Annotated in this window: 13 protein-coding genes; 7 read left to right on the top strand and 6 right to left on the bottom strand. The window is 44.8% G+C overall.

Features of this window, described 5'->3' with window-relative positions:
- Positions 1-42: 42 nt before the first annotated feature.
- Both BAU14_RS00495 and BAU14_RS00490 read right to left on the bottom strand, forming a co-directional pair.
- Entirely contained in the window at positions 43-921 is an 879-nt protein-coding gene (locus BAU14_RS00495) for an alpha/beta fold hydrolase (RefSeq protein ID WP_161898133.1), read from the bottom strand.
- Between the two features lie 178 nt (positions 922-1,099).
- Positions 1,100-1,549, bottom strand: coding sequence for a GNAT family N-acetyltransferase (locus tag BAU14_RS00490; RefSeq protein ID WP_161898132.1), 450 nt, complete (start codon positions 1,547-1,549; stop codon positions 1,100-1,102).
- A gap of 222 nt (positions 1,550-1,771) precedes the next feature.
- On the opposite strand from BAU14_RS00490, the gene BAU14_RS00485 reads away from it, so the two are divergent.
- The 3 genes from BAU14_RS00485 to BAU14_RS00475 all read left to right on the top strand — a co-directional run bounded on the left by BAU14_RS00485 (position 1,772) and on the right by BAU14_RS00475 (position 4,373).
- On the top strand, positions 1,772-2,104 hold the full coding sequence (locus tag BAU14_RS00485) for a hypothetical protein (RefSeq protein ID WP_161898131.1): 333 nt from the start codon (positions 1,772-1,774) through the stop codon (positions 2,102-2,104).
- A gap of 258 nt (positions 2,105-2,362) precedes the next feature.
- Positions 2,363-3,943: an Nramp family divalent metal transporter gene (locus BAU14_RS00480; protein ID WP_161898130.1), complete on the top strand. Its 1,581-nt coding sequence runs from the start codon at positions 2,363-2,365 to the stop codon at positions 3,941-3,943.
- Positions 3,936-4,373: a universal stress protein gene (locus BAU14_RS00475; RefSeq protein ID WP_161898129.1), complete on the top strand. Its 438-nt coding sequence runs from the start codon at positions 3,936-3,938 to the stop codon at positions 4,371-4,373. The genes BAU14_RS00480 and BAU14_RS00475 overlap by 8 nt, the downstream gene beginning before the upstream one ends.
- Before the next feature lie 326 nt (positions 4,374-4,699).
- Here the strand turns inward: BAU14_RS00475 and modA are convergent, their stop codons facing one another.
- Both modA and BAU14_RS00465 read right to left on the bottom strand, forming a co-directional pair.
- Positions 4,700-5,548: a molybdate ABC transporter substrate-binding protein gene (gene modA / locus BAU14_RS00470; protein WP_161898128.1), complete on the bottom strand. Its 849-nt coding sequence runs from the start codon at positions 5,546-5,548 to the stop codon at positions 4,700-4,702.
- Between the two features lie 322 nt (positions 5,549-5,870).
- A complete protein-coding gene (locus tag BAU14_RS00465) occupies positions 5,871-6,221 on the bottom strand; it encodes a DUF2200 domain-containing protein (RefSeq protein WP_161898127.1) in 351 nt (116 codons plus the stop codon).
- A gap of 260 nt (positions 6,222-6,481) precedes the next feature.
- Between BAU14_RS00465 and BAU14_RS00460 the strand changes: the two genes are divergently transcribed.
- The 4 genes from BAU14_RS00460 to BAU14_RS00445 are packed head-to-tail and all read left to right on the top strand — an operon-like array spanning position 6,482 to position 10,009.
- A complete protein-coding gene (locus tag BAU14_RS00460; protein WP_161898126.1) occupies positions 6,482-7,648 on the top strand; it encodes a double-cubane-cluster-containing anaerobic reductase in 1,167 nt (388 codons plus the stop codon).
- On the top strand, positions 7,648-8,487 hold the full coding sequence (locus BAU14_RS00455) for an acyl-CoA dehydratase activase (RefSeq protein WP_161898125.1): 840 nt from the start codon (positions 7,648-7,650) through the stop codon (positions 8,485-8,487). Before BAU14_RS00460 ends, BAU14_RS00455 begins: the two co-directional genes overlap by 1 nt.
- A 36-nt stretch (positions 8,488-8,523) precedes the next feature.
- A complete protein-coding gene (locus BAU14_RS00450) occupies positions 8,524-9,504 on the top strand; it encodes a TDT family transporter (RefSeq protein ID WP_161898124.1) in 981 nt (326 codons plus the stop codon).
- A gap of 13 nt (positions 9,505-9,517) precedes the next feature.
- Positions 9,518-10,009 carry a C-GCAxxG-C-C family protein gene (locus BAU14_RS00445; protein ID WP_161898123.1) on the top strand — a complete coding sequence of 164 codons (492 nt, stop codon included), beginning with the start codon at positions 9,518-9,520 and terminating at the stop codon, positions 10,007-10,009.
- Positions 10,010-10,169: 160 nt separating this feature from the next.
- Here the strand turns inward: BAU14_RS00445 and BAU14_RS00440 are convergent, their stop codons facing one another.
- Together BAU14_RS00440 and BAU14_RS00435 are read right to left on the bottom strand one after the other, a co-directional pair.
- Positions 10,170-11,072, bottom strand: coding sequence for a cation diffusion facilitator family transporter (locus BAU14_RS00440; RefSeq protein ID WP_161898122.1), 903 nt, complete (start codon positions 11,070-11,072; stop codon positions 10,170-10,172).
- Between the two features lie 261 nt (positions 11,073-11,333).
- Positions 11,334-11,645 carry an MGMT family protein gene (locus tag BAU14_RS00435; protein WP_161898121.1) on the bottom strand — a complete coding sequence of 104 codons (312 nt, stop codon included), beginning with the start codon at positions 11,643-11,645 and terminating at the stop codon, positions 11,334-11,336.
- Positions 11,646-11,649 lie beyond the last annotated feature (4 nt).

The raw sequence follows: 11,649 nt of genomic DNA, 5'->3' as shown, positions 1-11,649 counted from the left end.
ACACTAAATATTGTAGAACCCTCTTTTTTTGTATACTCTCCCTCAATCCAGGAAGGTACGAATCTTTTCATAGACTTGCAGATAATCAATCTCATTTAAGACTTCGTGCTTCATCCCCGGCAGCTCTTCACTTTGAATGTTGTGGTAGCCAATTTTTTGCAAAGTCGCCAACGTATCGGCAAGTCCTTTTTTCCCTCCCGTGATTTTGGTATCTTCAGCCCCCACTAGGTTTAGAATCGGTAAATCCGGGTTTTGACACTGATACTTGTCATAGGCTTTCAACTGATGATCCCCTTCCCAGATAGTCAGTAAACTACGCACCGGATAAAGCTTCACCATGTTAGGGTCATTTTTAGCTCGCTCATTGCTCTCTGGATTGTTGGATAACCAATCTTGTTCCACACCTAAGTTTCCGGAAAGATAGTTCAAAAACTGATTGGTTTCCATATTGCCCCGTCGCTTTGTAAAGGCTCGTCCCAATTTGATCGCCAGTGGAACGATAGGAACATAATTGGCGGTTCCGGTAAGCACCAATTTGTGCAGCTGGTTGTCGTGTTGTTGTAAATAATTACGCGCCAAAATCGAGCCAAAAGAATGGCCATACATACTCAAGGGTAACGTAGGATATTTGCTTTTGATAAAGGCCGTGATTGCTGCTTGATCCGCAACCAACAGGTCAAAATCATGCATGACACCGTGGGGATCTTTTTCAGATACTGAGCCGCCGTGTCCCCGATTATCCGACAAAATAATGACATAACCGGCATTATTCATATAGTTGGCAAAATCAAAATAGCGTTCTTTGTACTCCAAAGCACCATGAACAATCTGCAAGATTCCTTTTGGTGCCGGATGATCAAAGACAGCCAATTCCAATTTGGTTTGATTTTCGGTATTGAGTTGATAATACTCTGGGGTCATATGGGTTCTCCTCCTGTGGGATAAGTGCAACAGTCCTGCTGTTGTTTGCCAGCTGTCAAATGGGGCCCAGTAGCACACGTAAAGCTGCTGACTGGATTTGACTGAAGACTTGATTATTCCATTTTTGCCTTTTATAGTAACCGTTTTCCACTGTGCCGACAAGCACAGACTGTCAGTTTTACGACAGGGGAAAGATTTTGTCCATTTTAATATGGGGCACCGGCGCGTGGGGCATTTCATAGACTTCACCAAAACTGCGGTAACCCAGTTTTTCATAAAATCCTTTGGCTGAAACACGAGCTTCTAACCAAATGCCTTGAGCACCTTGCTTACGGGCTGTTGCTTCTAATTCTGCCAAAAGCTTACGTCCCACCCCTTTACTTTGCAGTTGGGTGTCCACACACAGATAGTCAACAGCTTGCCATCCCTCTGGCTGGTGTGACATTACTGCGACCCCCAAAAGGCTGCTTCCCACCTCATTATATGCTCCCAAAATTAGCGCCTTTGCTTCTTGAGAGAAATCTTCTTGAAAGATATCCAGTCCCAGGGGTTTACGCATGATCCGATTTCGTAATGCCAGCGTCTCCTGATATGCGGAACTACCATAGTTGATTTTGACAATTTTCATCACAAGTACCTTCTTTTTAACAAGTTGTCTCCTTCCGCTTTCATCTGTAAAAATGGCTAGGAAGGTTTCCGTCTCCATGATACCTCAAGGTGCTTGCGACGGCAAAAAGTCTTAGGAAAAAGTCTTAGCAGGTGTTGTTCGTTGCAGATTTCTTGGTATTTGCGTATAACTGAAGTAGCCAGTGGCCCTCAACCAGCCACAATAAGTGAGAGGAATGATCCTATGTATCCCATCGTACCAGCCAATATGACCGAAATAGCCGAAAAAATCGCTTACCTGGAAGAAAAAGGAAAGGAAGTCTCTGAAGAAGAAGTCATCCGTCAAGCTGTTTTAGACAACGGCCAACAGATGCTGGACGGCGCTTTGGAGGGCCCCTACTGGAAATTAGCTTGGCAAGACGGCGACAGCAAGTTAGCCGTATTCGACATCATGAACAAAGAAGTCGGTGCCATTTCTAGTCCTTCTGGCTCCTTTATTGACGACTTCAAGCAAAACACACCAAATTTCGTCCGCTTTTTAGCTGACCATATCCAAACCATCGTAGACAATGATTAATCCTTCTTGCAAAAGACACTTGAAAGCAGTTATCCCCCTGTTTTCAAGTGTCCTTTTTAGAATCGCTATCGTTTCCAGAAAATTTCCTCTCTATGCTATCATGAGGAGAAAGCGTTTCATCACTTGTCAGCAAAATTTTTATCCTTTCAGAATAAACGATGCAACTTTCACATAAAATTCGGCTAACCTAACTTTTTACTTTTGTTTTGCTAAAAGCAGGAGTACAATAACACCGAAGAAGAGAAAGAAGGGATCTGCATGCAACACTCTCCAAAAGAACCGCAATCACATAAACTGCTGGCACACACCAATGGTCTCTCATTGCAGGAAATCAATGGGACCGTCAAAGTCCCCAAAGGAAAAGGCTTTTGGCCCACACTTTTAGCCTACTCCGGTCCGGGGGCACTGGTAGCCGTTGGGTATATGGACCCGGGGAACTGGTCCACTTCCATTACCGGCGGGCAAAATTTCCAATACTTACTGATGTCGGTCATCTTGATCTCCAGTTTGATTGCTATGCTCTTGCAATATATGGCTGCCAAGCTGGGGATTGTTACCCAAATGGACTTGGCACAAGCAATTCGCGCACGTACGAGTAAGCAATTGGGGATTGTTCTTTGGATCATCACTGAGCTGGCGATCATGGCGACAGATATCGCCGAAGTTATCGGGGCTGCGATTGCACTCTATTTATTGTTTGATATTCCCCTGGTGATTGCCGTCTTCATCACAGTCTTTGACGTCTTATTATTGCTGCTTCTGACTAAGATCGGCTTTCGAAAGATCGAGGGTATTGTAGTCTGTCTGATTTTCGTGATCTTATTTGTATTCGTCTATCAAGTTGCTCTGTCTCATCCTGATTGGAGCGCCGTCTTAAAGGGCTTCATCCCAACTGCCAAGACCTTTTCAGAAGATACCGTAGTCAATGGTCAAACACCCTTAACTGGCGCATTGGGGATCATTGGAGCTACGGTCATGCCTCACAATTTGTATCTGCATTCAGCAGTTTCTCAAACTCGTGAAATTGACCACAACGACGAAGAAGATGTGGCACAAGCTGTCCGTTTCACTACTTGGGATTCCAATATCCAACTCTCACTGGCATTTGTCGTAAACGCACTCTTGTTAATCATGGGGGTGGCGGTTTTCAAATCTGGGACTGTTCAAGATCCTTCTTTCTTCGGACTTTTCCATGCACTGTCAGATCCAGAAACTATGAGTAATGGCGTGTTGATGAATGTCGCAAAGACCGGCCTCTTATCGACGCTGTTTGCTGTCGCATTGCTTGCTTCTGGTCAAAATTCTACCATTACCGGGACTTTGACCGGCCAAGTAATTATGGAAGGCTTCATCCATCTGCGGATTCCTATCTGGCTGCGTCGCTTGGTAACGCGTTTGATTTCTGTGGTGCCGGTAATGATCTGTGTGTTGTTCACCCGCAGTGATAATCCCGTGGTAGAACACACCGCTTTGAACAATCTGATGAACAATTCCCAAGTCTTTCTGGCCTTTGCGCTACCATTCTCCATGTTGCCGTTATTGATTATGACCAATAGCGAAAACGAAATGGGCCACCGTTTTAAAAATCGCCTGATCGTCCAAATTCTCGGTTGGTTTTCGGTTGTTTCCCTGACTTATCTGAACTTAAGGGGACTGCCCAGTGCAATTCAAGGATTTTTCGGGGATTCCCCTACTTCCGGCGAAATTCAGTTAGCCAATGGCATTGCTTATTTTCTGATTGCTGGAGTCTTGGCATTGTTGGCATGGACTATCACCGATCTTTATAAGAGCAATAAACGCTATGAAGAAAGCCTGAAAGCTGGTGAAAAAGATGAGTGAAGTCTTTAAGTTCAAAAACATCATGGTGGGAGTCGACATTTCCGAAGATGCGCAAAAAGCATTTCATTACGCTGTTGAACGGGCGCATATCGATGCTGCCAAGCTATTAATTGTCTCGATTTTGGAGACCGATAACATGAATGTCTATCAAGCAATGGACAATAATTATATTAAAAGCGAGCGGGAGAAACTAATGGCACGGCTGCTGACCTATCAGCAATATGCGTTAGCTCACGGTGTCAAAGAAGTAGAAACCTATACTGGCGAAGGGGATGTCGCGGAAGTCATCGTCAAGACCATTTTGCCCAATGTCACCGCTGATCTCTTAGTGGTGGGTTCCAATGACAAAAAAGGGCTGATTGGCTATTTCGGTTCTCACGCAGCCTATATCGCAAAAAATGCCCCCATCTCAGTAATGATCGTCCGCTAAAGCTGTTCTTAGGTCTACCGGCGATTGCCTGCAAAAGAATTAATGCTGGGGTATCGATAATTCTCCAACGAAAAAGGAGCTCTGCCTCATGTATAAAAAAGTACACAACACTGATCTCCTTTGATGAAAGCAAGGCTTGTCAGCATTTGAAATTTTTCATCATGAAAAGACGGCGACCTTCCGATTATTCATGGAAGGTCGCCGTCTCTTGTTTGTGACTCACGTTTGGTAGTGTTCGCTTCAAAGGTAGTGACTAAACGAGTGTCACAGCCTCCAAATTGTCAGCACCCCAACACTTTTTGCTAACCCGTGTTTTTGTGGACAGCTTAGTTAGCAATCGGTGTAAAGCCATATTCTTTAAAGATGTCAGCGGCTTCTGCCGTCTGTAAGAAGGCCAAAAATGCTTTTGTTGCTTCGGCATTTTTACTTGCTTTGACGATTCCGGCTGGATAAATGATTGGTTTTTCCAGGCTGTCTGCCGGTGCTTCAGCAATAATTTTAACTTTATCCGTCGTTTTGGCATCTGTTTCATAGACGATCCCGGCATCGGCACTCCCTTCTGCCACCCAGTTCAAGACTTCCGTCACATTGGTTCCCAAACTAAAGCGGCTTTCCAACTTGTCCCATAGCGACAACTTGGTGAGAACTTCTTTTGCATATTGCCCTGCAGGAACACTTTCCGGATCACCAATTGCAATCGTTTTGGCTTTTTCGATGTCTGTGAATGCCTTTAGACCTTCTGGATCATTGGTAGGTGTAATCAAAACCACCTTGTTTTCCAACAAATCTGTCACTGTATCTTTGTCAATCAAGTCTTCAGTCACCAGTGCAGCCATTTGTTTAGTCGCTGCTGAGAAGAAAAGATCGGCTTCCATTCCTGATTCAATCTGTGTCTGCAGTTTCCCTGAGCTGTCGTAAGTCCCTTCAATAGTCACTTCTGGATGTTCTTTTTGATACAGCGGAATTAATTTTTCCTGAAAGGCATATTCCAAGCTGGCTGCGGCTGCCAAGTGCAGCTTCACGGGTTCCGCTTTCTCTGTCGAAGCTGTCGTACTGGCGGCAGTCCTACTTTCTCCCGTACTATCACTTGCATTTGCATTTCCACTATTTCCACCACAACCACCTAATAATGCTGCCAAGCTTACCGCCATTACAGCTGTCCAAAACTTCTTCATTTTTTACCCTCCATCAATTCAATTTCTCTAAAATCAAGCGCTTTCTTTTAACACTCAAAAGTCTAGCACGATATCCTGCAAAAAGATAGCGCAACCGATAAAATATTTTTTATTCTAATAAATATTTTTTAGTTAAAGAATTCCAAAAAAAGTACCCCTGTCCTATCAAGTTTTTTTCTCCCTTGATAGTCAGCGATACTCACTTATTTCTAACCATTCGGCTCTAATCATGGTTCCAGCTGTTTTCTGGTTACCCTCTAGTTTCCCTAAAAGCAACCAAAACAAAGCCGCCACCCCTTGTAGTCCCCCTTCACAAAACTTGTCAGCTGCGCAAGATTTTCTCCAGCGCTTTTCCTTTGGCCAACTCATCCACCAATTTGTCCAAATAGCGGATTTCCTGCATTAAAGGTTCCTTTATCTCCTCCACGCGAACGCCACAGACAACGCCCTTAATCAGCGATCGCTGGGGATTTAATCGGGGGGCTTCTTCAAAAAACTGCCGAAAATCAACTGTGGCAGCAATCTGCTTCGCCAATGCTTCATTTGAATAACCTGTCAACCAAGTTATTATCTCATCGACTTCCTCTTTTTTACGGCCCTTTTTCTCTGCTTTTGCCACGTAGAGAGGATAAACCGCGGCAAAATGCATGTTATAAATTCGTGGTTCGGTCACAAAAACGCCACCTTTCAGCTTTTCTCCATTTTACCATTTGCTTTTTAAAATGCCCCGCACTCCGCTTTTAAATGTCATTCAAAAAACAAACAAAATATTTTTTATTATAGATTAATATTTTTTATTCCTTCTTTCACCCGACTCTCATCAGCTCTTGCCAGACTAGTACAAAACTACTATACTCCTTTTGACAACGTTTACATAACGTCGAAACCCGACGCTATCTTTTCAAAATAGAACATAAAAGGAGTATCAATCACATGGAAGTCAAAACTACCTTACCAGAAATTTTTGACGAGTTTGGGGAGGCTCGCCAGCAAGGATTTCTGACCGTCAAAAAAATGAAAGAAAGTGGTCAGCCGGTCGTCGGTGTCTACTGTACGTTTATGCCAGAAGAACTGGTATTAGCTGCTGGAGCAATCCAGATCAGTCTCTGCTCCACTTCTGACGAAACGATACCGGAAGCCGAAGAGGATCTGCCTCGAAACCTCTGCCCCTTGATCAAATCCAGTTACGGCTTTGGTAAAACCGACAAATGTCCCTATTTTTATTTTTCCGACTTGGTGGTAGGGGAAACCACCTGTGACGGCAAGAAAAAAATGTACGAATACATGGCCGGTTTCAAAGACCTTTACTTGATGCAGCTGCCTCACAACCGGGACAGCGAAACCAGTCGCCGCCTTTGGTACAGTGAACTGGTCGCCTTTAAAGAAAAGCTGGAAGACTATTTTGGCGTGACCATCACTGATCGTCAAATTCAAGCTGCAATTCAATTGAAGAATCGGGAACGAATCGCTAAACAAAATTTCTATCGTCTTGGACAACTGAATCCACCGGCCATTTCTGGTGGTGAAATTTTTCGAGTGATGTACGGTGCCCAATACAAATTTGATAAAGAAGAAATCATCCAAACGTTAGAAGAAACCACCGCCAAAGTCAAAGCCCAGTATGAAGCGGGACACCGCCTTGATGATAAGCCGAGAATTCTGGTGACAGGTTCTCCCATTGGTGGCGTGACAGAAAAAGTCATCCGCGCCATCGAAGAAAATGGCGGCATCGTAGTAGCTTTTGAAAATTGTACAGTAGCCAAAGCGGTTGAAAAGTTAGTCGATGAAACCCAAGAAGACGTCTATCAAGCTTTGACTGATAAATACTTGCAGATTGGTTGTGCCTGCATGTCTAACAACCAGCCTCGAAAAGAGCTTCTCAGCCAAATGGTTGATGACTATCAAGTCGACGGCGTTATCGATATGGTTTTACAAAACTGTATTCCATTTTCGGTGGAATCTTTGCAGATTAAACGTTTCTTGCAAGAAGAAAAACAAACGCCTTATATGTATCTGGAAACCGACTACTCGACTGCTGATATCGAGCAGATCAATACCCGGGTTGCAGCCTTTGTGGAAATGCTGGAGGTGCGCGTGTGATGCGGGTCATCGGCCTAGACTCCGGCTCCACTACCACTAAAGGTGTCCTCTTTGAAGCCGGACGTTTGACCAAAAAGAGCCTGCTTCCCACAGCCGGCGATCCAAAAAAAGCTATGCTAGCCGTGCTAGCGCAATTAGACCCTAGTCTCCCAGAGCTTGCAGAAGTAAGTGATACTGCTCACAATGAAGACTCGCCAGCAGACACCTTTTTAGTAACTACCGGCTATGGTCGCAAATTACTGCCGGCCGATCTAGTTGTCACCGAGATTACTTGTCATGGTAAAGGAGCCGAATATCTGCGGACGGGTACCCAACAAGTTATTGATATCGGCGGACAAGACTGCAAAACAATTTTACTGAATGGACAAGGCGGTGTTGCTGAATTCAGCATGAATGACCGCTGCGCTGCGGGTACCGGCCGCTTTGTGGAAGTGATGATGCGAACCTTAGGGGAAGAAATCGAGGTGCTGGATTCCTTTGTTGCCGGGGCTGTACCGGTCACTATCAACAGCATGTGCACTGTTTTTGCCGAGTCAGAAGTCGTCAGCTTGATTGCAAAAGGTGAAAAACGTGAAGATATCGCACTAGGCGTCCTTTATGCAATCGCTAAACGGATTAACGGTCAATACAGTAAACTCCGGCCGCCAAAAGGTGCTGCGGTCTTCTTTACTGGTGGGCTGTCCGCCAGCAAAGCCTTCACCACAGTCCTGGCAGATACGATTGGCGCCCCGGTAATAACCGATCCTCTGTCACAGTATGCAGGTGCAATTGGTGCCGCCCAAATCGGGATCAAAAAATCAGCGGGGCACCCTCGCTTTGCGCCATCTCCACAAGTCTAGCTCTTCTTTTAACAATCAAAGAAAAGAGGAAAAAAGATGACACTGATAAAAAAAATACCATTGCCCATCACCGGCTTGATTTTAGCGATGTTTGTCTTGGGCAATCTGCTGCAAAGTGATTCGCAACTCGCCCATGACGGCTTAGGAATTTTGGCAACACTGTTATTAGGAGTAATTACCCTACGGATTTTCGCTGATCGCCAACAGTTTAAAAGTGAGCTGCAGCAGCCAGTACCCGCTTCTGTTTTTCCTACCTATAGCATGAGTCTGATGGTCTTCTCCACTTATATTGCTGACTTTCATTCCCAAATTGCATTGCTGGTTTGGATTTTCGGAATCCTGTTGCATCTGTTCTTGCTGTTACTTTTTACCAAACGCTGGGTCTTTGATTTTCACATTGAAAACGTCTATCCCAGCTGGCTGATTGTCTATATCGGCATTGTCACTGCCAGCGTCACGGCTCCAATTCACCAACAGTTTTTGGTGGGGCAGCTCTTCTTTTTACTGGGGGCTGGCTTGATTGTTGCTGTATTGCCACTGGTTTTGTATAGAGTTTACAAAGTAAAAAAGATTCCCTCCGTGCTACGAGCCAATATCACCATCATCTGTGCACCAGTTTCCCTATTGCTGGCAGGTTATTTGAACAGTTTTGCAACACCTCACAAAGGGGTATTTTTCGGATTACTACTAATCTCGCAATTGCTCTATTTCTTTATTTTGATACAAGTTCCGAGTTTTTTCACCAAAGCCTTTTTGCCCAGTTTTTCTGCCTTCACCTTTCCAACAGTGATCACTGCTCTTTCATTAAAGGCAGCGGGAAAATACCTGGCAGCTCAGAATGTTTCAATCCCGTTTTTTTCTGTCCTGCTTCGTTTTGAGATGATTTTAGCCGGCCTGTTTATCACTTATGTCTTCTTGGGTTATCTGGTAACCGGCCTAATCTTACCTCTAAAATCAGCCTGGCAGGAAAAATCGGCAATGGCTAACGATTTAATGGATGAAGATCACACTAGTTAAGGAGAGTTGAACAATGGAAAAGCAAGAATATCTGGATATGGTAAGAGAAGTCGCTGAAACTTATTTCAGTACCGGAACCTATTATTGTTCCGAAGCGGTAGTCGAGACATTAAATGATGTCTTGGGTCAGCCTTATGACGAAGATGTCGTGCGGCTAGCCTCGGGATTTCCCATCGGTATGGGAAAAGCACAATGTCTGTGTGGGGCCGTTTCTGGCGGACAAATCTCTTTGGGTATGGTCTACGGCCGCAAACGGGGGGAACCAATGAATCCCGAAATGTTTGAAATCTCTAAAGGACTCCACGACTTTATCAAAGAAAAATACCGTTCCTGTTGTTGCCGCGTCATCACGCGACAATGGGCAGGGGATGACTTTATGTCAGAAGGCCGCAAACAGCATTGTATCGGCATTACCGGAGAAGTTTCCGTTTGGATCGTAAATGAGCTACTTGAACGAGGCGTATTGGATTTGGAAAAAGCACCGGTTATCCACGCCCACGTTTGATGACACATAAAAAACACCGCAAACAGCCGGCAGCTAATTTTGCCTACTGTTTGCGGTGTTTTGTTTTCAATTGAGAAATACCTTTAATCCTTTAAATAGCAACAAGCTCTTATAGATAATCCCAGTACCTTGTGTTCAGCTGCAAAAGCTCTTCAGCTAATCAAATACTGTGCTTTACAGATTCGTCTTTAATTTCTCCCAGCTCCACTTGGATGGTAATATGCGCCAAATCAAACCGACTAGTCAACTCATGGTCCAGCTGTTCCAAAAACTGGTTATTGTCCGCTAAGGTTTCTCGGCAAAGATGGACAGTCATCGCATTTTCTGTCGTGCTCAGCGCCCAGATATGCAGGTCATGCTGCCCAATCACCGTTGGCTGGGACAGCAGGAATGCAGCTACCTCTTGATAGTCTACAGAAGGAGGAACACCGTCTACAGACAAAGCCAACGCGTCTCGCAAAAGCTGCCAGCTGCCAATAAAAATCACCACTGCGATGAGTATACTGATGACTGGATCCAACCAGAACCAATCCGTTACCTTGATTACCAAAGCTGCTAACACAACCCCCACTGAAACCAGCGTATCGGCAGCCATGTGTAAAAATGCCCCTTTGATATTGAGGTCACGCTTTTGATTTTTCATAAACAACCATGCGGTAAAGCCGTTAATCAAGATGCCAATTGTCGCTACAACGATTACCTGATTTTCAGCGACTGCCTGCGGAGCCCACAAGCGCTGCACAGCTTCTAATAGAATACCCCCGACAGCAACCAGTAAAAATACCCCGTTGAACAAAGCCGCCAAAATCGAGCTGCGCTTATACCCGTAAGTCCGTTTCACTGTCCGAGGACGGCGGCTCAAAAGCAGCGCAATCCAAGAGACCGCCAGTCCCAAAACATCGCTGAGATTATGACCGGCATCTGCCACCAGTGACAAAGCATTCGCAGAAAAACCAAAGCCGGCCTCAATGACTACAAAGAGCAGATTGATAACAATTCCGATTTTAAAGGCACGATCCATTCCCTTAGAAGCACCAGAATGTTCATGATGATGTTCATGCATAATACAATTACCTCTTTTCAATTGCAGCAAATTCAATTTTTAAGTATTCCCGCGGCGTCTACCTTCTTTACCCGCGTTGAAGAAGGCGGGCGCAAAAGAGGTACCGTCAAATGAATACTCATTCATATTTAACTGCATTTTAGCACAAGTCACGACCTTCTGCGAATTTCCGCTCCTTTTTTACAGCAACAGCCAGACAGTTATTGTAGGTCCATTTACAAGAAACCGTAGACTATTTTGATACTCACCAGGTTTGTTTTGCTATCGATCGCCGTTCCAGCGGCACTGTCGCAGATCTACACTGCCATTTTCTCTAAAAACGACCCCTTCTGCTTGCAACAGTGCAGGCTGTTGCGGCCAGTTTTTCGCACAACTACCTTGCGCGTTCACTACACGTTGGCAAGGATAGCGGCCATAGTATTCCCCATGGCTCAAGACTTTTCCCACTAATCGAGAATTGCGGGGATACCCTGCTAACTCGGCAATTTGTCCATATGTCGCAACTTTGCCTCGAGGAATTTCGGCAACGATTGCAAGTACCAAAAAGGCAAATTCCTCGTTTAATTTCGTCATAGTT

This window comes from Candidatus Enterococcus leclercqii (assembly GCF_009933135.1).
Taxonomy (GTDB): Bacteria; Bacillota; Bacilli; order Lactobacillales; family Enterococcaceae; genus Enterococcus_C; species Enterococcus_C leclercqii.
Note: the sequence above shows the minus strand (reverse complement) of the source record. Positions and strands in the feature narration are given on the sequence as shown.

Excerpts from the sequence above, each read along its gene's own strand:
- BAU14_RS00495 (WP_161898133.1), bottom strand. The coding sequence starts at position 921 with ATGACCCCAGAGTATTATCAACTCAATACCGAAAATCAAACCAAATTG.
- BAU14_RS00490 (WP_161898132.1), bottom strand. The coding sequence starts at position 1,549 with ATGAAAATTGTCAAAATCAACTATGGTAGTTCCGCATATCAGGAGACG.
- BAU14_RS00485 (WP_161898131.1), top strand. The coding sequence starts at position 1,772 with ATGTATCCCATCGTACCAGCCAATATGACCGAAATAGCCGAAAAAATC.
- BAU14_RS00480 (WP_161898130.1), top strand. The coding sequence starts at position 2,363 with ATGCAACACTCTCCAAAAGAACCGCAATCACATAAACTGCTGGCACAC.
- BAU14_RS00475 (WP_161898129.1), top strand. The coding sequence starts at position 3,936 with ATGAGTGAAGTCTTTAAGTTCAAAAACATCATGGTGGGAGTCGACATT.
- modA (WP_161898128.1), bottom strand. The coding sequence starts at position 5,548 with ATGAAGAAGTTTTGGACAGCTGTAATGGCGGTAAGCTTGGCAGCATTA.
- BAU14_RS00460 (WP_161898126.1), top strand. The coding sequence starts at position 6,482 with ATGGAAGTCAAAACTACCTTACCAGAAATTTTTGACGAGTTTGGGGAG.
- BAU14_RS00455 (WP_161898125.1), top strand. The coding sequence starts at position 7,648 with ATGCGGGTCATCGGCCTAGACTCCGGCTCCACTACCACTAAAGGTGTC.
- BAU14_RS00450 (WP_161898124.1), top strand. The coding sequence starts at position 8,524 with ATGACACTGATAAAAAAAATACCATTGCCCATCACCGGCTTGATTTTA.
- BAU14_RS00445 (WP_161898123.1), top strand. The coding sequence starts at position 9,518 with ATGGAAAAGCAAGAATATCTGGATATGGTAAGAGAAGTCGCTGAAACT.
- BAU14_RS00440 (WP_161898122.1), bottom strand. The coding sequence starts at position 11,072 with ATGCATGAACATCATCATGAACATTCTGGTGCTTCTAAGGGAATGGAT.
- BAU14_RS00435 (WP_161898121.1), bottom strand. The coding sequence starts at position 11,645 with ATGACGAAATTAAACGAGGAATTTGCCTTTTTGGTACTTGCAATCGTT.